Origin of the sequence: Candidatus Magnetaquicoccus inordinatus, from assembly GCF_004217665.1 — a bacterium.
GTDB classification, from domain to species: Bacteria; Pseudomonadota; Magnetococcia; order Magnetococcales; family Magnetaquicoccaceae; genus Magnetaquicoccus; species Magnetaquicoccus inordinatus.
This window is the reverse complement of the sequence record NZ_RXIU01000042.1, coordinates 1-20,141: the sequence shown is the minus strand read 5'-3', so window position 1 is coordinate 20,141 and position 20,141 is coordinate 1. Positions and strand designations below refer to the sequence as shown.

At 55.7% G+C, this 20,141-nt stretch carries 15 protein-coding genes; 7 read left to right on the top strand and 8 right to left on the bottom strand.

What is annotated here, in order from left to right:
• The 4 genes from EJP87_RS05310 to EJP87_RS05295 all read right to left on the bottom strand — a co-directional run.
• Window positions 1–1,437, bottom strand: a 1,437-nt coding sequence (locus EJP87_RS05310) for a chorismate-binding protein (RefSeq protein ID WP_130470821.1), incomplete at its 3' end; no start/stop codon positions are given.
• Between the two features lie 51 nt (window positions 1,438–1,488).
• Window positions 1,489–2,376: a CoB--CoM heterodisulfide reductase iron-sulfur subunit B family protein gene (locus tag EJP87_RS05305; protein WP_130470820.1), complete on the bottom strand. Its 888-nt coding sequence runs from the start codon at window positions 2,374–2,376 to the stop codon at window positions 1,489–1,491.
• 24 nt (window positions 2,377–2,400) lie between these two features.
• Window positions 2,401–3,378 carry a succinate dehydrogenase/fumarate reductase iron-sulfur subunit gene (locus EJP87_RS05300; protein WP_130470819.1) on the bottom strand — a complete coding sequence of 326 codons (978 nt, stop codon included), beginning with the start codon at window positions 3,376–3,378 and terminating at the stop codon, window positions 2,401–2,403.
• A 39-nt stretch (window positions 3,379–3,417) separates the two neighbouring features.
• Window positions 3,418–5,103: an FAD-binding protein gene (locus EJP87_RS05295; RefSeq protein ID WP_130470818.1), complete on the bottom strand. Its 1,686-nt coding sequence runs from the start codon at window positions 5,101–5,103 to the stop codon at window positions 3,418–3,420.
• A gap of 212 nt (window positions 5,104–5,315) precedes the next feature.
• Between EJP87_RS05295 and queG the strand changes: the two genes are divergently transcribed.
• Together queG and EJP87_RS05285 are read left to right on the top strand one after the other, a co-directional pair.
• The gene (gene queG, locus EJP87_RS05290) at window positions 5,316–6,509 is read left to right on the top strand and encodes a tRNA epoxyqueuosine(34) reductase QueG (RefSeq protein WP_130470817.1); all 1,194 of its coding nucleotides are present in this window, start codon (window positions 5,316–5,318) and stop codon (window positions 6,507–6,509) included.
• A 210-nt stretch (window positions 6,510–6,719) separates the two neighbouring features.
• Window positions 6,720–10,328, top strand: coding sequence for a CHASE domain-containing protein (locus EJP87_RS05285; RefSeq protein WP_193771155.1), 3,609 nt, complete (start codon window positions 6,720–6,722; stop codon window positions 10,326–10,328).
• 72 nt (window positions 10,329–10,400) lie between these two features.
• On the opposite strand, the gene cysZ is transcribed toward EJP87_RS05285, so the two are convergent.
• The 4 genes from cysZ to lptF are packed head-to-tail and all read right to left on the bottom strand — an operon-like array spanning window position 10,401 to window position 14,673.
• Complete coding sequence (gene cysZ / locus EJP87_RS05280; protein ID WP_130470815.1) at window positions 10,401–11,153, bottom strand: sulfate transporter CysZ; 753 nt, start codon at window positions 11,151–11,153, stop codon at window positions 10,401–10,403.
• A 21-nt stretch (window positions 11,154–11,174) separates the two neighbouring features.
• Window positions 11,175–12,386 (bottom strand): NnrS family protein, encoded by a 1,212-nt coding sequence (locus tag EJP87_RS05275; protein ID WP_130470814.1) that lies wholly within the window; start codon window positions 12,384–12,386, stop codon window positions 11,175–11,177.
• Between the two features lie 11 nt (window positions 12,387–12,397).
• A complete protein-coding gene (gene lptG / locus EJP87_RS05270; protein WP_130470813.1) occupies window positions 12,398–13,501 on the bottom strand; it encodes an LPS export ABC transporter permease LptG in 1,104 nt (367 codons plus the stop codon).
• A 5-nt stretch (window positions 13,502–13,506) separates the two neighbouring features.
• The gene (lptF, locus tag EJP87_RS05265) at window positions 13,507–14,673 is read right to left on the bottom strand and encodes an LPS export ABC transporter permease LptF (protein ID WP_193771154.1); all 1,167 of its coding nucleotides are present in this window, start codon (window positions 14,671–14,673) and stop codon (window positions 13,507–13,509) included.
• 257 nt (window positions 14,674–14,930) lie between these two features.
• On the opposite strand from lptF, the gene EJP87_RS05260 reads away from it, so the two are divergent.
• The 5 genes from EJP87_RS05260 (at window position 14,931) to EJP87_RS05240 (ending at window position 20,055) form a co-directional block, all read left to right on the top strand.
• Window positions 14,931–16,067, top strand: coding sequence for a DegT/DnrJ/EryC1/StrS family aminotransferase (locus EJP87_RS05260; RefSeq protein ID WP_130470811.1), 1,137 nt, complete (start codon window positions 14,931–14,933; stop codon window positions 16,065–16,067).
• A gap of 78 nt (window positions 16,068–16,145) precedes the next feature.
• Entirely contained in the window at window positions 16,146–17,117 is a 972-nt protein-coding gene (locus tag EJP87_RS05255) for a glycosyltransferase (protein WP_130470810.1), read from the top strand.
• Complete coding sequence (locus EJP87_RS05250; protein ID WP_130470809.1) at window positions 17,114–18,082, top strand: formyltransferase; 969 nt, start codon at window positions 17,114–17,116, stop codon at window positions 18,080–18,082. Before EJP87_RS05255 ends, EJP87_RS05250 begins: the two co-directional genes overlap by 4 nt.
• Window positions 18,079–19,149, top strand: a complete 1,071-nt coding sequence (locus EJP87_RS05245; protein WP_227657465.1) for a bifunctional UDP-4-keto-pentose/UDP-xylose synthase — start codon at window positions 18,079–18,081, stop codon at window positions 19,147–19,149. Before EJP87_RS05250 ends, EJP87_RS05245 begins: the two co-directional genes overlap by 4 nt.
• A gap of 3 nt (window positions 19,150–19,152) precedes the next feature.
• Window positions 19,153–20,055: a polysaccharide deacetylase family protein gene (locus EJP87_RS05240; RefSeq protein ID WP_130470807.1), complete on the top strand. Its 903-nt coding sequence runs from the start codon at window positions 19,153–19,155 to the stop codon at window positions 20,053–20,055.
• The last annotated feature ends 86 nt before the right edge of the window (window positions 20,056–20,141 follow it).

Here is a 20,141-nt window from a genome sequence, read left to right as displayed (position 1 = left end):
CCGATCCAAGCGATCCACTGCCTGAGCTGCCAACTGTACCTGCAGATGGCAAAGAGGTGTGGGTCGTCGGCGACGTTGCAGCGTCACCTGACCCGCTGCAGAGAGACTCACCCGCACAATCCACTCCTCCGCTTGCTCCTGTCGCCACTCGGCAAGCTGTTGCTGCAGTTGTTGGGCAAGCTGCTCCCGGTCACAGACAAATCCCAGAGCCTGGGCTGACGCCTGCAGCCGCTGCCAATGGGCTGTCGCATCGCGTAGCGTGCCATCCGCTTGCAGCAACAAGGTTTCAATCAACAACAGCTCTGGTGGCAATTGATGCAAAAAGCGGCTTTTGTCGGCAAGCTCTTGCCATTCGCGTGCTACTTGCGAGTCGGCGACAATGCCGCCTCCCAAACCGATCTCTCCTGCCTGATTGTGCTGCCAACAGCAGGTGCGAATGGCCACGTTGCTGATCAGATCTCCTCCCGGTTGCAGGAGAAAGAGGCTGCCGGTATAGATGCCCCGCGGACGCTGCTCCAACTGGCGGATGATCTCCATGGTGCGATATTTAGGCGCGCCGGTAATGGAAGCGGCGGGAAAGAGGGAGCGCATGAGTTGTGGCCAGGTGAGAGCGGCGCGCTGTCGGCCATATACCCGACTTTCCAGATGTTGCACACTGGCAAAAAGGCGGCGCGCAAAGAGCTGTTCCACATGAATCGAGCCGCTTTCACAGACACGGCCCAGATCGTTGCGTGCCATATCGACGATCATCACATGCTCGGCACGCTCTTTTGGGGAGTCGGCCATCTCTTGACCGACACGGGCATCCTGTTGGGGATCCAAAAAGCGGGCAGAGGTGCCTTTGATCGGGGCGGTCAACAGTTGCTGCCCCTGGCGCTGCAGCAGCAGCTCCGGGGAGAGAGAGGCGATCTGCAGATCCTGCCAGTTGATCCAGGCGGCATAGGGATGGCGATGGCTGCTTTGCAAGGCGAGAAAGAGGCTGGCCGGGTTGCAAGCGCCGAGCTGGCCGGAGAGGGTATAGTTGACCTGATAGCTGTCGCCACGGGCGATATGTTCGAGAATGGTTTGCAGATCCTCGGCATAGCGACTGGGTGCACAGGTGAGAGTCAGGGTAGGGGGGAGCCACTGTGGGGGGGGCAGGAGGGCGGCGGCTTGGGCATGGCGGCAGATGGCCAGCCAGAGCAAGGGCAGTGGACCGGGGTTGTATACAGGCAGGTCGAAGGCGGCAGCGGCCTCATAGGTGAGAAAACCACCCACCCAGTGTCCGCTGCGGGCGGCCTCTTCGGCTTGGTGCAGCAACGGTACAACCTCTTCTGGCTGTTTGGTGTGCAGGCAGGTCAGGGGCTGCTGCAAAAAGAGCGGGGAGGGCAGTCCGACAAAGTCGAACAGCAGATTGGTGCCGGAGTGCAGCAGATCGGGGGTCAGGGGAAGGATCATTGCGTGTTGGGGACCAGGAGGTAAAGCAGCTCACTGGTCCCCTTGGCAGAGTTATAACACTTTGCGGGCGACCAGGGCGGCACTGGGATCCACATGCAGGCGGCTGATGCCCAGAGTATCGGGATTGATACCCATGGCCAGACCGAGCAGTTGCGCAAAATTCATCTCCGGCAGATTGATCTCTTTGCCCACAGCATTTTCTGCAGGTTTTTGATAGGCACCCATGGCCATATCGCAGAGGGTGCAGGGAGAGATCATCACCTCGGCGCCAGCATCCTTGGCGCTCAAGCAGTTTTTGGCAACCATGGTGCGCATCTCTGTGGCATCGGAGAGCATGACATGGAAGCCGCAGCATTTATCATGGCCATTATAGGCAACCGGCGCACCACCCAGCAGTTGGATCAAACGATCCAGATGATCGGCGCTTTCGCCCCCTTTGGCAACCAGAATTTCCGCAGGGCGCAAATTATGGCAGCCATAGAAGGGTGCGACCCGCATGCCGTTGAGCGGTTTTTTAATCTTCTGCCGCAGCAGGGCCGGATCCACCTGATCGGTAATCACCCAGAGCAGATGATAGACATTGATCGAGGCTTTATAGGCACGCACACCGGCCTGAACAATGACGCTGTTGATCTTTTCCAGCAACTCCGGCTCATTTTTGAAGCGATAGTTGGCATGGCTCAGGGTCTGCAGGCAGGTGTTGCAGATGGTTGCCAGATGCCGTCCTTGTGCTTCGGCCTCGGAGAGGATGCGGGCGGCGACTGCCAGAGAGAAGGCCGGTTTGCTTTCGCGCAGGCTGACGGCGCCGCAGCAGGTGGCTTGCGGCATGGCATGCAGGGTGATTCCCAATTCACGGGCAACGGCGCGTGCTGCCCAATCCGCTTCTTTTTGCACCTGTTTGGCGGCACAACCAGGATAATAGGCAAATTCCAGAGACATTATATTCCTCCTATTGGACCGCCCTTATTCAGGGACAACCTCTTTGGCTTTGGTTTCCACATCGATGGGATTTTGTTCCAGCAATTTGTAGATTTTTTGCAACTGTTCCACCCCTTGCGCCTGATGCGGGAACGGGGAGGGAATTTTGCCTTTTTTCAACAGGTGCAGGGCGGTACCCAACTCAGCGATGGAGCCCAAGATGCCGACGGTACGTTGCAACAGGGTAAATTCATTCAAGTCACCCCATTTTTGAATATCCTGATGGAAGGCCAGGGCGTGCCGGGGGCCGGGACCATCGACAAAACCTTTTTGCATGCCACGAGTACGCAGTTTGACAATGGCTTCCATGGGTTTGACATCCTTGGGGCAACTGTCGATGCACATGGCGCAGCGGGTGCAGCTCCACATCATGCCTGGTTCGGAGAGCTCCTGCAGACGGGCGGTTTTTTGTCCTTCGCGGGGATCAGAGACAAAGCGGAAGGCTTTGGCCAGGGCTGCGGGGCCGATAAACTCTTCGCTGACCTCTTTCATGGTGCAGTCGGAGTAGCAGCAACCGCACATGATACACTGGGTCACATGATTGACCTGATCATAGGAGGAGCGCTCGACAGTAGTGGCTTTTTCCGGGCCCTCTTCCAGGTAGGGTTTGATCTGGTGGACCTTGCGAAAAAAGGGTCCGATGTCGATGACCAGATCTTTGAGCACTGGTTGATTGGCCATGGGGGCCAATTCGATGACCCCATCGCGGGCAACCGAGCCGACATGGGTTTTGCAGGCCAGGCGGGTGCGCCCACTGATCTTCATGGCGCAGGAGCCGCAGATGGCCGAACGACAGGATTGGCGAAAGGTCAAGGTACCATCCTGGTTGCCTTTCAACTCCTCCAGAGCGTTCAAAACGGTAGTGGTTTCATTCAACTCCAGGGTATACTCCTGGTAACGGCTCTCCAGGGTGCCCTGAGCATTTTTTTGGTTGCGTTGAATGCGGAAGGTATAAACGGGCATACATGCCTCCAGTAGCAATCAGAAATCGGAATAACCATCCTAGTAGGAGCGGGCTTTTGGCTCAAACTCAGGGAGACCCAGGGTGCGAACCGGTTCGTAGGAGAGCACCACTTCCCCTTTATGGCTATCCCAATGGGTGATGGTATGTTTGCGCCAGTTTTGGTCATCCCGTTCGGGAAAATCGGTACGGGATTGGGCTCCGCGTGACTCCTGACGCGCCAGGGCCCCTTTGGCGATACATTCGGCCAGATCAAGCATGTTACCCATTTCCAAGGTGCGCAACAGATCGATATTAAAGATGTTGGACTGGTCCTGGACGCTGACTTGGGCATATTCCCGGCGCAGCTCTGGAATCAGGTCAACCATCTGCTGCATCCCTTCCGGAGTGCGGAACACCCCACAATGCATGTTCATGGCTTGCGACATCTGCGTATGCAAAGCGGGGGCACGTTGTCCTTTGCCCTGTTTCAGGGTTTGGATCTGAGCCTTGACCTCGGCGACGGTCTCTTCCGGAAAGTCGGGGTGTGGCTCATTTTTGACAAACTGGCTGGCATATTTGCCGGTAATTTTGCCAAAAACGACGGTATCCAGCAGGGAGTTGCCGCCCAGACGGTTGGCTCCGTGTACCGAGACACAGGCCGCTTCTCCCGCGGCGAAGAGACCCGGCATGGGGGAGGCGCCCCATTTGTCGGTACGAATGCCGCCCATGGAATAGTGCACCGTGGGACGCACGGGAATCGGCTTGTAGATGGGATCAACCCCCTCCAGATCCATGGCCAATTGGCGAATTTGCGGCAGACGTTCGAGAATTTTTTCCGCACCCAGGTGTCGCAGATCGAGGAAGATGGCGCCATTTTCACCGCGCCCTTCGATGATCTCTGTCTGTTCGGCACGGGCAACCACATCACGAGAGGCCAGTTCCCACTTCTTCGGAGCATATTTGCCCATGAAGCGCTCTCCGTGGATATTGATCAGGTAGCCCCCCTCGCCACGAGCCCCTTCGGTGACCAGAACACCGGTGGTCAATAGTCCGGTGGGATGAAACTGTACAAACTCCATATCTGCCAGGGGAGCGCCAGCCCGCAGTGCCAATGCCATGCCATCACCGGTATTGGTGGTGGCGTTGGTGTTGGAATGATAGACCCGTCCATAGCCACCGCTGGCAATCAGGATTCCCTTGCCGCCAACCGGGAACACTTCGCCGGTTTTGATGTCATAGACCACTACACCAGCGGCACGTCCCTCTTTGTTGGCAACCAGGCGCAAAATGGCGCACTCTTCATAGACCTTGACCTGCGCTTTCACCAACTGCTCCCACAGGGTATGCAGCATCACCTGACCGGTGCGGTCAGCGGCATAACAGGTACGGTCAAAGTTGGCTCCACCGAAAGGACGTTGGGCAATGCTGCCATCTTCCAGGCGGGAGAATGGGGTGCCCATGCGGTCCATCTCCAAAATCACTTCTGGCGCTTCATGACACATCAATTGAATCGCATCTTCGTCGCCGATATAATCGGCACCTTTGACGGTGTCAAAGGTGTGGGATTCGCGGGAGTCCCTGGGATCGATGGCGGCATTTACCCCACCCTGGGCGGCGCAGGAGTGGCTGCGCAAAGGATGGATCTTACTGATAATGGCGACATCGATTCCTGCTCTGGCCCCTTCCAGGGCGGCGCGCATTCCCGACAATCCGGCACCGACGATGACCAGGTCATGCTTTCTCATAACTCCTCCTTGCAGCAAGCTGTTCCCGTTCCGGGAGGTTGTGTCTCCGGGAGAATTTTGATCTATAGTAAATTTTTGCTCATGCCACAAAATAAACATTTCAATATAGTAAAATGCTGCACTGCATTATGAAGGATTGAACAGCAAACGTCTAGCTTTTTCTTCCAGGAATTTCTTTTTTTCTCTCCCACTGACAGGGCTGTACAGGGGCAATGATAAACAGTAAAGTAATTACAGATCATCAATTAAAAGAATTGATTCGCCAGCAGGCACATAAAGAAGGTTTTGATGTGGTGGGTTTTGCCGCTGCAGTTCCGCCACCGCATGCGGAAGCTCTTGATTCCTGGTTGCAGGCGGGTTGCCATGGAGAGATGGCATGGCTGGCTCGCGAGCCCGAGAAACGGCAAAATCCGCAGCGCTTGTTGGCAGAGGCACAGACGGTGGTGGTTTTGGGGGTCAGCAGTCGTCCCTATCCGCAAGAGGAGAGAGCACAACATCAAGATGGTTGTGGCTATATCGCAGTGCATGCCCGACGCCAGGATTATCATGATGTCTTCAAGGGGGGGCTGCGCCGTCTGTGGGAGTGGTTGAACCAGCTCTTGGGAGAACGGATAGAGAGTCGGTTGCTGGTGGATAGTGCGCCGATCATGGAAAAGCCGTTGGGGGTGGCGGCGGGTTTGGGATGGCAGGGCAAAAATTCGTTGTTGGTCTCGCCACAGCACGGTTGCTGGTTGTTGTTGGCCGAGCTGTTGTTGCCTTTGGCTTTGCCAGCAGATCAACCGCTGCGCGATCATTGCGGGGAGTGTCAGCGCTGTCTGCAGGCCTGTCCGACCGATGCCTTGGCTGAACCCTATCGCTTGAATGCCCGGCGTTGTTTGGCCTATCTGAGTATAGAATGGGCTGGTCCGCTGGCCCATGCCGATCGCATCGCCATGGGCAGGCGTCTGTATGGTTGTGATGATTGTGTGACAGCTTGTCCTTGGAATCGGTTTGCCACAGTCACTCGGCATCCGACCTGGTTGCCACGGCTGGAGTGGTTGGCTCCAGAGTTGTTGCAGAGTGGCTCGCTGACCGAAAGCGCCTTTCGGGAGTGGTCACGGCAGATGCCCATGCGTCGTCTGGGTTGGCTGCGCTGGTTGCGTAACGTGGCGGTGGCTTTGGGCAATTGGGGATCGTTGCAGGCGTTACCGCTGTTGCAGCAACTGTTGCAGCATGAAGCGGCTCTGGTACGCGGACATGCCGCCTGGGGCATTGGTCGTTTATTGAGCCAACAGGATGGCGAACCGTGGGGCAGTGCGCCACGGTTGTGGTTGCAAGAACAGGGGCAACGTGAAAGAGAGACAGAGGTGCAAGAGGAGATTGCCTGGGCGTTGCGGCTGGCGCAAAGAGATGTTCAGCAAACGTAGCATTTCCATGGGATGCGATGTAAAACTGCTTTCGCTAGAATGATGCAGAACAACTCGATCTGCCCAGAGAGTGGGTAAAAGTCTCTTCTGTTTGCGGATAAATGATTCATAGAGTGATTTTCATTTTTATTCGTATGGGTGGGCGGGTTGCCGAACGATTCTGACCCCTTCTCGGTGTGCCCAGGTGGCATGGTGTCTATCAGCAAGTATATGAACCATCTATTCCCTCCCGTATTCCGTTTCCGGCAACTGTTTGCTTGCGGAGGGTTGGTGCTGTTGTGCTGGTTGGCTCTGTTGCCGCCTGCCTGGGCGGAGTTGCAACTGACTGCGGAAGAGCGGGCCTGGTTGCAGAACCATCCTGTGCTGCGCCATGCTCCCGATCCCGATTATGCCCCATTTGAGTTTCGCAACGCCGACGGCAATATAGAGGGAATCGCCTCGGAAACCTTGCATAAAGTGGCAGATCTGTTGGGCTTGCGCATCGAGAGCATGCCAACCACCTCCTGGGCCGCCTCTTTGGCCATGGTGGAACGCCAGGAGGCGGATCTGGTCACCGTTGCCACTCCCACTGCCGAACGGGAGCGCTATCTGCTGTTTACCAACGCCTATGCCGATTTTCCCGATCTGTTGTTGTTGCGCCAGGGCACAACGCTTGCTTCCAGAGCACTCACCAATAAGGAGATGCTGCACCAACTCTCCGGGAAAGTTGTAGCGGGAATCAAGGGTTGGGCCATCAACGAAGAGATGCAGAACAAAAATCCGCGGATCCGCTTTCGTTGGTATGACGATGTCAAGACGCTGTTGACTGCCCTCTCTCTGGGAGAGGTGGATGCCACCTTTCTGAATCGGGCGACGGCAGGTTATTGGACCCAGCGGCTGCATATTACCAATCTGCGTAGTGCCGGAGAGAGCGATTTTATCTATCATCTGAGTTTTGCAGTACGCAGCGATTGGCCGATCTTGCGGGAACTATTCAATAAAGCCTTGGCGGAGTTGACAGCAAAAGAGCATCGACAGATCCAAAGCCGGTGGGTCATGTTGCCGGAGCTGCCGGATGAGCAAAGAGCGCACAGCCTGAAAAACATTTTTTCTATTATATTATTCTTGCTGTTTTTGTTGCTGCTGGGCGCCTATCTTTATCGCCGTTTTGCTGGCCTGTTGCTGCAGTCGCTGAACAGATCGGAAGCTGCCAAACCAAAGGGGGCGGAACCTTTACCGGTCAACCGTCTCTTGCTGTGGTTGCCTGCTGTGGTTGCTGTTCTGGGTCTGGCTGTCACCTGGTTTTGGTATGATTTTGCCCTGCAGGGTGTGCAGCGCAACTTGCAGAGTGACTTTGATTATCAAGCCCGCGAGATTGTGCAACGCATCCAGCAGCGGATGGTCGCCTATGAGCAGGTGTTGCGTGGTGTGCGTGGTTTGTTTGATATTTTGGAGGAGGTCGAAAGAGAGGATTTTCGTCGCTATGTGGAGGCATTGCAACTGCAGAAACGCTATCCAGGCATCCAGGCGACCGGTTATCTGCACTGGCTGCCCCATGACAAGAAAGAGCGGTGGGTACAAACAGTGCGGCAGGAGGGATACAGCGATTATTGGGTGTGGCCAGAAGGAGAGCGCCCTTTCTACTCTCCTGTTTTGTATGTAGAGCCCTTCAACAGTCGCAATGCCAGAGCCTTTGGTTATGATCTCTATTCCGATGCCGTGCGCCGCAAAGCCTTGGAGCAGGCCAGAGATGGGGGGTTGCCGTCAATTTCCGGCAAAGTGACTCTGGTGCAAGAAGATGAGATCGGCAAAGAGCAGGTGGGGTTTGTCTTGTTCATGCCGATTTACCGGCAAGGCCATCATCCGGTCACGCTGCAGGAGAGGCAAGAACGGCTATTGGGATGGGCCTATGCCGCCTTTCGCATGGAAGAGTTGATGGCGGGTATTCTGGGGGCCTTTCCGACCGATTTTGATTTGGAAATTTATGATTGCGATTGTGTGGTGTCGGAGAATGTGCTCTATGATTCGGATAAATCGCTTGCGGCACAAATGCAGAAGAGCAATCTGTTCACTTTGCATCAACGTTTGGAAATGACGGATCGGATCTGGACCATACTTATCACATCGCGGGAGAGTTTTGAGGCGCGTCTGGATGCGCAACGACCGCTTTTTGTTTTGGTTTCCGGGGTGTTGTCCACGATCCTGTTGGCGGTTTTGGTGTGGTTGCTGGTCAGTGGACGGCGTCGGGCCTTGCGCATGGCCCAGCAGATGACAGCCCGCTTTCACGATGAGCTGCAAAAAAACAAGCGCTTTTCCGACATCATGAACGATGTGGAGGCATACATCTATATCAAGGATCGGCAGCGTCGTTATGTCTATGCCAATCGTCTGACCTTGCAACTGTTTGGCTGTTCTGCCGAACAGTTGTTTGGCAGACGGGATGAGGAGTTTTTTACCTCTGAAGATCATTTGGCCGCATTGATTGCGGTAGACAAGCAGGTGTTATCCACTGCTGAGCCGAGCAGGGTGGAGAGAGTGGTTACACCTCTGCACAAGGGGGAGACGCGGGTATATCTGGAAGCAAAGCGCGCCATTCTCGATGAGCAGGGACATGTTTGGGGTTTGAGTGGTGTTTCTACCGATATTACCGAGCAAAAATGCACAGAACAGGTTTTGCAGCAAGCAAAAGTGAAAGCGGAGTCGGCAACACGGGCCAAGAGTGAATTTTTGGCGGCGATGAGCCATGAGATTCGCACCCCGATGAATGTGGTTTTGGGGATGTCGGAGCTGCTTTTGGAGAGTGAGCTGGATGCCGAGCAGCGCCGTCTGTTGGAGAGCATGAATCGTTCAGGCAAGGCCCTGTTGGGGGTGATCAATGATGTCTTGGACTTTTCACGGATGGAGGCAGGACGTTTTACCTTGTCCAATGTGCTCTATGCGCCCGCGCGAGTGGTGGAGGAGATTGTCCATTTGCTGCAGGTGGCGGCAGCAGAAAAACATTTATCCCTGCATGCAGATATTGCGGCGGATGTGCCAGACCGCATCCTGGGGGATGAGGGGCGGTTGCGGCAGATTTTGATCAATCTTCTCGGCAATGCCCTGAAATTTACCCATGTGGGTGCGATTCGCCTCTCTGTGCAGAGGGATAATACGGCAGCAGAGCAGGCCCTTCTGTTCCAGGTGCGCGATAGCGGAATCGGTATTGCCGAAGAGCATCTGCAAAGAATATTTGACCATTTTACCCAGGCCGATTCCGGTATCACCCGCCAATATGGGGGGACAGGGTTGGGTTTGGCCATCAGCAAGAGACTGGTGGAGTTGATGGGCGGGCGGATGTGGGTGGAGAGTCAAGTGGCGGTGGGCAGTTGTTTTTCTTTTACCCTGCCGCTGCGCAAGATGGAGCAACCACTGCAAAGTGCGGCGCCGGGTGTGGGAACAAGCGATGCCCCAGTTCAGAGCTTGCGTATTTTGTTGGCCGAGGATTCAGCAGAAAATCAACTGTTGTTTGCCAGTTATCTGAAAAAGAGTTCGCACAGTCTGGAGATAGTCAATAATGGTGAGGAGGCGCTACAGCGGATTTGCGCGGGGGCGTGGGATCTGTTGTTGACCGATATTGAAATGCCCAAAATGGATGGTTATGCGCTGACCCGGGCCATCCGGCAGCGGGAAGCACAACAAGGAGCGACACCTTTGGCCATCATCGCTCTCAGTGCGCACGCGGGTACAGAGAAAGCCTCCGAAAGTCTCTCTGCCGGCTGTGATCAACATCTGGCCAAACCAATCAGCAAAAAAGAGCTGCTCGCTGCCGTCCAACAGGTGGCCGTCAGGCGTTTTGGATAAGCTGGGGAGTTTGTACAAACTCTCCGAGCTTGTGAATAAATCTACTTCTGTTTTTTTCAAAGCTCCATTTTTTCAAACCGGGTCACCCTCTTTGGCTGCCAACTGTTCCACCCACAGGAGAGTCGCTCCCACCACACAGGCGGGCATGGCCAGAAAATTGATCAAGGGGATGGTGTTGAGCAGCAGGACCATGCCACCAAACCCCAATGAGAGTGCTCTTTGTTGGCGTAATGCCTGGCGCACTCTTCTGCCGCTCCACTCATGGTTACCCATTGGCAGGTCAAGATATTGCACAGCCAACATCCAGGCAGAATAGAGCAGCCAGAGAAAAGGGGCTGCCAGATGCACCACCGGCAGGATAAACAGAAGCAGGAAGGGAATCATCCAGAGCAGAGAGTAGAGAATTTTATTGAGTTCGTTACCAAGCAGGGGAATGGTTTTGACCAGCAGGGATTGTGTCGTAAAAGGGGTGCCGCTGGGATAGCGACCGGTCAAATGATATTCCACCTGTTCGGCAAGCAGGCTATTGAAGGGGGCGGCAAGCAGGTTGGTCATCATGGAAAAGGTAAAAAACAGCGTGGTCAGAACTGTCAGAATGAGCAGGGGCGCCAACAGCCACTGCAACCAATGCAGCCAGCTTGGTAAAAAGCTGTTTACCCAATTGGTCATGGCCAACAGGTTGCCAAAAAAGGCATAGAGACCACCGGCAAAGAGCAGGGTGTTGATGGTCAGAGGGATGATCACAAAGCGCCGGATGCCCGGTTGTTTGAGCAAGGAGAGGCCACGTAATGGATAGCCGCTACCGAGGAGGAATCTGCCAAACATGCTCTCTTCTCCTGTATGATATTATTTGTATAACAGATCAGGGGTGATTTTCTGGCTGATTTTGCGCAGGCAGAGCAGTACTCTGGCCGACCAGAAGGCGAACAGAAGAGATCCGCAGAGCAAGAGCAGCGCCAGCAGCGGGGAGCCGGGAGACCAACCGCTGGCCGAGGCGACTCTGAACAGAGCGATCAGGCTCCAGAGCAGAAGCAGATAGCTGAGCAGGCGGTCGTTGATGGCCTGGATGCCGGAAAAAAAGCTGACCACGCGGGCGGCCACACCGAGGATAAGCAGGGTAAACATGCCGGCACCGAGCAGGTGGAGTGTGCCATCCTGGGGGATGAGTTGGGGCACAAGCAGGCTGCTGGCGGCCAGGAGGGCAGCGGCGAAGCCGAGCAGGAGGGTCAGTTGAATCGAGGTCAGAGCCTGTTGCCGGACGGCCTGCAGGAAACGGGTTGCGCTGAGAAAGTGGACAAAGAGGCTCAGCCAGGCCGCTCCGGCAGCAAACCAGAGCTGGGGATGAAAAAAGGCGGCCAGGGTGGTCAAGCTCCAGGAGGCGAGGAGGAGGGCGGCGAAGAGGCGCGCAGCATTTCCCCGCAGATGTTGGCCCGCGAGCACATTTTGGATCAACTGTTGGGCGGCGACCAGGGCGCTGGTTACTGGTCCACAAAAGAGAATCCAGAGGGCGACAGAGGGTTCGTCCAAGGGCAGCCAAGGGGCGATGGCCATGGGCAGGAAAGAGGCGGTCAAGGGAATACCGCGCGACAGGCGACGCAGAGGATCACCGCTTGCCGTGATGCGGGCCAAAAAATAGACCGCAGCAAGGTAGGCGGCGCTGACCAAAAGCGCTCCGATCCAGGCAGGCCATGCGGGGAAGAGGGGCAGGGAGAGCAGAAAGCCGATCTGCAGGAGTGCGAGCAGGCGCAGCAAAGGCAGGGGAGAAGGTGGTTGGCCACCGATGACATGGGGACCGGACTGCAGGGCAAAGCCGAGCAGAAAGGAGCCGAGAAAAAGTTCAATTTGCAGGCGGGCATGCCAGATTTTTAAGGTGGACCAGGCTTCCGGGATGCCGAGCAGACCCTGTTGGCTGGCCCAGAGCCAAAAACCGAGAGCGATGCCGATCCAGGCGGCGAGCAGGCCGGTCAGCCAGAAGCGATGGACGATGGGCCGACGGGAAAAGAGCATGGGGGCGAGAGGGGGATCAGCAGGCAGAAAGGAGCGAATGGGGATTTGCATAGAAACTCCGGTTAACCTTGACGTTTTGGATCGGCGAGGTGGATCAGCAGGAAGCCACCAAGGCCAGCAAAAAAGCAGACAGGAGCCCAGGCGGCCAAGGGTGGCGGCAGCCGTCCTCCCAGACCGAGGGCTTGCGCCAGATCGGCGACGACAAACAGGGTAAAGCCGATCAAGAGGCCAAGCAACAGGGAACGGGTGATACCACCACGGCGGGGCAGGCGCAAGGTAAAAGGGAAGGCCAGCAGGATGGCAGCCAGGGTGGTCGCCGGTTGCGAAAAACGGGAGTGCAGCAAAACATGCAGGCGCGTGGCGTCATAGCCTTCGCGTTCGGTGCGTTCAATCAGGCGATTCAGTTGCTCAAAAGTGAGAAAATCGGGATTGATGGCGGTGCGATTGAGTTGGTCACTGCCGAGGATGGCAGGCCAGGGCAGTTGGATAAACCGTTCAGCCACAAGGGTTGGTTCATATTGGTAGCGGATGCCTTGGTTGAGGATCCATTCCCCTTTCACCATATGGGCGCTGCGTGCTTGAATATGCGAGCGCAGTTTATGATCCGCATCCCATTCGTAGAGGGAGAGGTTCAGCAGAACGCGCTGGTCGGGTAGCAGTTGTTGCACATGGAGCAACTGTCGCCCCCCTTGTTGGGTCCAGACCTTGAGCCACAGATTATCCATATCGGTAGGGCTGGGATTCTCTTGTCCCAGCAGCCGATCTTCAAGATTTTGCGCGAGTCGTTTGCTCCAGGGGACCAGTTGATCACGCAGGAGCAGTTGGGTGGAGGCGATGAGCAGACCGCCAAGCAGGAAGGGGATCAGGATGCGATAGAGGGAGATGCCACTGGCGCGCATGACGGTGATTTCATTTTGCCGGGAGAGGCGGGCCAGGACAATCAACACGGCAAGCAGGGTGATGGAGGGAAAGAGCAGGGTGATAAAATCGGGCAGCCGACAGAGCATCATCCAGAACATGTCGGCCCAATTGAAGGCGGGTTTCAGGGCAAAGCGGCGGATACTTTCGATGCCGTCGATCAGCAGAAAGAGACCAATAAACAAGCCGATAATTTGACCCATACCGACCAGGAAGAGGCGCAGCAGATAGAGAAAGAGGATAGGCATGGTGACTATTTATCCTGGGGGGCAGCGAGCAGCCGTTGCGGCAGATTGGCCAGGCTGTTGCCCAGCCAGTTGGCCCAGAGAAATGGTCGGCACTGATGGGTGATGGTGATGACATAGAGGGTCAAACTGGCCATCAACAGGTTGGGCATCCAGAAGCCGAGGATGGGGGTGATGATCTGTTTGCGGGCCAAGGTTTCGCCGACCGAGAGCAGGGCAAAATGGATAATCAGGGTCAACACAGCCACCACCAGGGCATAGCTGCGTCCCGAGCGAGGTGATTGTTGCAGACCCAGTGGCACCGCAAACAGACCAAGAATCAGGGTGGCGGTGGGGAAGGAGAAGCGGCGATGCCACTCCATCCAGGCGGCATAGGACTCTTTCGGGGATGCTTCGCGCATGATTTGGCTCAACTCCTCTTGGGAGAGTTCATCGAGCTGTTTTTGGCTGGCTTTGCTTTTGCTGCCGAGGGCGATGCCCAGATCCATCTGATAAGTGGCAAAACGCAAGGCGCGATAGTGTTGCTCAGGGAGGCTTTGATGGCGTGTTCCCTCCTGAAGGTAGAGAATGGTCTCTCCACTGGGCAGGGAGCGGATTTCGCCCCGACGGGCGGTCAAGGTGATGGGGGTTTCCGCTTTGCGCCGGTCATGGATCAGCAAACCATACAAAAGCTGTGTTTGCGGATCCTGCTCCTCGATATAGAGGGTCAAGCCGGGAATGTTATGGCTGAAGGCTTGTGGTTTCAGGGCCAGAGTGGTGGAGGAGAGCAGTGCCTGTTTGAGCGAGGCAAAATGGTGGTAGGCACGCGGCAGCCAGAGGGTACTCAAAGCCAGGGCCAGCATGGTATAGAGCAGGGCGAGCAGGGCAACAGGTTGCAGAATTTGCAGGGGGCTGATGCCACAGGCTTTGAGGACGACCAGTTCACTCTCCTGGGCCAAGCGACCGAGAGTGAGCAAGATGCCTACCAGAAGGGCCATGGGGATGGTGGTCAATAAAATTTTCGGCATGGAGAGGGAGATCATGGTGCCCAGGACAGAGACTGGCATATCCCGGTTGACCCACAGGTCAACCAGACGCAAAAACTGCGGCAGCATGGCCATAAAAGAGAGCACCAGGAGTGCGATCAGCGAGGTGAATGCGCACTCACGGAACAGGTAGCGATGAATACGATACATGGTTGTTCCTCTTTCTGCCGGAACAAAGGGAGTGGGTTGGCGGATCGGCAGGAGCACTTGCTGCACATTTCCACGCATTGGCAGGGGCGCTGTCAGCTCTATTCCACTTCATTCTGCTTCGCTTTGCAAAGGGCAGCAGTGTACAAGGCGGATAATTCCTTGACCGACAGGGCAAAGGGCAGGAAAATCAGCCCGCTTGCTGAGGTTAACGACAGTATGATGGCAAAAGGCGCGTGGATGAGAGGGATGGCAGGACGATGAGTTTCAAGGTGGCTTTTTTTCGACATGATTTGGGCCAGGAAGAGATTGATGCGGTATCGGCAGCGTTGCGTCATCCGATCTTGACCACGGGAGAGACGGTAGAACGTTTTGAGCGCCGGATGGCCGACTATTTGGGATGTCGGCATGTCTTGGCGGTGACCAGTTGCACCGGGGCGATGCACCTCTCTTTATTGGCTTTGGGCATTGGTCCGGGCGATGAGGTGATCACCACTCCGATGACCTTTATTGCCACCTCGACGGCAATTTTGGAGGCAGGAGCCACGCCGGTATTTGTCGATATTGAGCCGGAGACCGGCAATCTGGATGTTGCACAGATCGAAGCTGCCCTGACCCCGCGTACCAAGGCGATTTTGCCGGTCCATCTGTATGGGCGGATGTGTGATATGGTGGCCATGCGTCAGGTGGCCGAACGGCATGGCTTGGCCATCATCGAAGATGCAGCCCATTGCCTGGAAGGGCAGGATCGGGGTATTCGTCCCGCTGGGGCCAGCAATACGGCCTGTTTCAGCTTTTATGCCACCAAAAATATCACCTGTGGCGAGGGCGGAGCTCTGGCTACCAATGATAGCGAACTGTATCAAAAATTGCTGTTGTTGCGCTTGCACGGCATGACCCGCAGTGGTGCAGAACGCACAGTAAAGGGCTATCAGCACTGGGATATGGCCTTGATGGGCTGGAAATATAATATGAGCAACATTGAGGCGGCGATTTTGCTGCCGCAGATGGAGCGGGTGGAACGTAATCTGCTGCGGCGTCGGCAGTTGACCGATCGTTATCGGGAGTTGTTGTCGGCAGTTCCCGGTATCCGTTTGCTGGCACCGACCGCCCAGAATACAGTACATGCCCACCATCTCTTTCCGATTTTGGTAGAGGGGAAAGAGCGGGATTATCTGTTGCAGGCGTTGCAAAGCCGGGGAATCAGTGTCATGGTCAACTATCGTCCGGTGCATTTGACGCACTATTTTGCTGAAACATTTGCTTATCGTCCGGGAATGTATCCGCTGGCCGAGCAGATGGGCAATACGGTACTCTCTTTGCCGTTATATCCCACCATGCCGGATGAAGATGTGGAGATTGTCGCCCAGAATATTGCGGCGCTGATGGCTGGCTGAACAGCATGCCAGGGAAAAGAGTGATGCGGGCCGCTTGCGCAGGCCGCCAGAAAAATGAGTGAAAGAGTGAGGGAGAGCATGTCTGCAGCGGTGGATTATCAGCCGGAAATTTCCATTGTCATTCCAGTCTATAATGAAGAGCCGGTCTTGCCATTATTGTTTCAGCGTTTGTTCACGGTGATGGATGGCCTGGGTCGCTCCTATGAGATTATTTTTGTCGATGATGGCAGTCGGGATCGCACAGCTTGGCTGCTGCAACAGCAGTTTCAGACGCGCCCAGATCGGACCCGCGTGGTCATCCTGAAGACCAATTTTGGTCAGCATGCGGCGGTGATGGCTGGCTTCAGCCACAGCCTGGGGCGCTATGTCATCACCTTGGATGCCGATCTGCAAAATCCCCCGGAGGAGATTCCCAAGATTATCGCCAAAATGGATGAAGGCTATGATTATGTGGGCAGTATCCGCCGCAAGCGTCAGGATGTATGGTGGCGTCAGGTTGCCGGACGTTTGATGAACCATCTGCGCGAACGTCTGACCCGTATTCGCATCACCGATCAGGGATGTATGTTGCGTGGCTATCATCGGGATGTCATTGCCCCCTTGTTGTCCTCGCAGGAGTCCTTCACCTTTATTCCGGCCTTGGGTTTTCTCTATGCCGGCCATGCCACCGAGGTGGTGGTCGAACATGAAGAGCGGGCAGCCGGACGTTCCAAATACTCCCTGTTCTCCTTGATTCAACTCTATTTTGATCTGATGACCGGCTTTTCGGCAGCACCATTGCGGATTTTTTCGCTGACCGGAATCGGGGTTTCCATTGCCTCCTTCTGTTTTGTGGTCTATCTGACCATTCGCCGATTGGTGATCGGCCCGGAGATGGAGGGTTTGTTTACCCTGTTTGCCATTCTCTTTTTTCTGATTGGCATCTCTCTGTTTGGGATGGGCATGATGGGAGAGTATCTGGGGCGTATCTATCATCAAACCAAACAACGTCCACGCTATCTGGTGCGCACCGTCTTGCAACGTCCTTCCCCTGCTGCGGAACCGCAATGAATACAGACAAGGTTGCGGTTGTTTTCGCCTATCATAATGTGGGAGTACGCTCTCTGGCAGTTTTGCTGGCCAGAGGGGTGCGGGTAGCCCTGGTGGTTACCCATCAAGATGATCCTAATGAAAATCAGTGGTTTGACAGTGTCGCAGCCCTGGCTCATCTCGAAGGAATCCCGGTCATTCATCCGGATAATCCCAATCTGCCGGAGGTGGTCAGCGAGGTGGCGGATTGTCGTCCAGATTATATTTTTTCCTTTTATTATCGGCATATGTTGTCAGAAGAGCTGTTGGCCATACCCCGTTTGGGCGCCTACAATCTGCATGGATCCCTGTTGCCAAAATATCGAGGTCGTGTGCCGATCAACTGGGCGGTTTGTCACGGCGAGGCGGAAACGGGTGTCACCCTGCACCAGATGGTGCGCAAAGCGGATGCCGGAGCCATCGCCGGGCAGGAGGCTGTGACCATTCTGCCCAACGATACAGCCCATCAAGTCTTTCAAAAGGTGGTCTGTGCGGGCGAACGACTGTTGTGGCGTATCCTGCCAGAGATGTTGGCCGGCACTCTGCAGAGCAAAGCCATGGATCTGAGCCAGGGCAGCTACTTTGGACGCCGCCGACCGGAGGATGGCCGTATCGATTGGACGCAAGGAGCGTGGCCGATCCATAATCTGATTCGCGCCGTGGCTCCCCCCTATCCCGGAGCCTTTTTTATGCTGCAAGGCGAGCGCATCGACATATTGGGCAGCCACTATCAGGGAGAAAGGGCCTCAGGTGAGGCAACTGTTTGGCCTCGGCTCTATTGGCAGGAGGGCAGGTGCTATGCCGATTGTCGGGATGGCCTGCGCCTGCAGTTGACCCAGGTGTGCATGGCAGAGAGAGTGCTGGATCAGGCGGCATGGTTTCAACAGTGGGGGCCGAAGGCGCAAGCGTTGCTGCCGGTTCCGGTGCAGAAGGAGAGCGTGTTGTGAATGTATTGATTTTTGGTGTCAATGGGTTTATCGGCCACCATCTGTCGCAACGGATAATTGAGTGCACCGATTGGCATGTCTATGGGATGGATATGCACTCCAACCATATCACCCCTCTGCTGCCGCATCCGCGCTTCCACTTTTTTGAGGGGGATATCGCCATCAATCGGGAGTGGATGCAGTACCATGTCAAAAAATGCGATGTGATCCTTCCCCTGGTGGCAATTGCCACACCCGCCTCCTATGTGCGCCATCCGTTGGCGGTTTTTGAGCTGGATTTTGAATGCAATCTGCCGATCATTCGCGACTGCGTGCGCTATCGCAAACGCCTGGTCTTTCCCTCCACCTCGGAGGTGTATGGCATGTGCCGCGATAGCGCTTTTCATCCCGATGAATCCAACTTTATCCTGGGACCGATCAACAAGCCACGCTGGATCTACTCCTGTGCCAAACAGTTGATGGATCGGGTTATCTGGGCCTATGGCATGGAAGAGGGGTTGGATTTTACCCTGATTCGTCCCTTTAACTGGATTGGTTCTGGTCTGGACAGCCTGCATACCCCCAAAGAGGGCTCTTCACGGGTGGTGACTCAATTTTTGGGCCATATCGCCCGTGGCGAGGCGATTCAATTGGTGGATGGGGGTTCGCAACGGCGCTGTTTTACTGATATCGATGATGGTATCGATGCCTTGATGCGGGTGATTGAAAATCCCAACGGCGTGGCCAGTGGCAAGATCTATAATATCGGCAATCCGGGTAATGGTTATTCCATCCGCGAACTGGCAGAGCTGATGTTGGAGATTGGCGCCGAATTTCCAGAATATCAACCCGGTTTGCGGCGGGTGCAGTTGGTGGAGGTCAATTCGGCACGCTATTATGGCGAAGGCTATCAGGATATTGAACATCGGGTACCCTGGATTGACAATACCTGTCAGGATTTGCAATGGAGCCCCAAAGTGGCTTTGGCCACCTCCTTGCGGCGCATCTTTGCCACCTATCGTACCGAGGTGGAGCGTGCAGGAGCCCTGCTGGATCAGGATGATCTGACAGCCGCACGGGAAGGATAAGGAATGCGCATTGCCCTGAAGGTGGATGTGGATACCCTGCGTGGCACTCTGGAGGGGGTGCCGGCGCTGTTGCGTCTGTTTGCGCGGCATCAGGTGCGCGCCACCTTTTTGTGGAGCCTGGGACCGGATCATACCGGCCGTGCCTTGCGGCGCATTTTTCGCCCCGGCTTTTTGCGCAAGGTCAGTCGCACTTCAGTGCTCAGCCATTATGGTTGGAAAACCTTGATGTATGGTGTTTTATTGCCGGGGCCACAGATTGGCGAACGGGCGGCAGAGCTGCTGCGGCAGACAGTGGCCGAAGGGCATGAAAGCGGCATCCATTGTTATGATCATGTGGCCTGGCAGGATTATGCAGCCAACAAGGGGGAGGTATGGACCCGGGAGGCGTTGCAAAAGGCCATGGCCATCCATGAAACCATTATCGGTCCCCCGACCACTCATGGTGCAGCCGGTTGGCAGTTGAACAGCCATCTGCTGGAGGTGGAAGAGGAGTGGGGATTGCTGTATGCCAGTGATACCCGTGGCACACACCCCTTTTTGCCGGTGATGGAGGGGCGCACCTTCCGTTGTCCTCAGTTGCCGACCACCCTGCCTACCTTGGATGAGCTGTTGGGAAGGGAGGGGCGAGGGGTGGAGCAGCTTCCTGAAGCGGTGTTGCAAGAGAGTCGTCAAGAACGTCCCTATGGCCATGTCTATACGCTGCATGCAGAGTTGGAAGGGATGAAGTTGCTGCCGGTGCTGGAGCAGTTGCTGTTGGCTTGGCGTGCGGAGGGAATGCAGATCGGCACCATGGCAGAGAGTTTTGCGGCGTTGGCTGGAGCTGTGCTGCCGCGGCATCGGGTTGAGTGGGGTGAGATAGCCGGTCGATCCGGACTGCTGGCGTTGCAGGGCCAGACATTCCTGTGACAAAACAACTGCGGGTCCAGGGAGGGCACCTCCCTGGCCGGGTCCAGGGATGGAATCCCTGGGATTTTGCTTTTAATCTTTTTTAA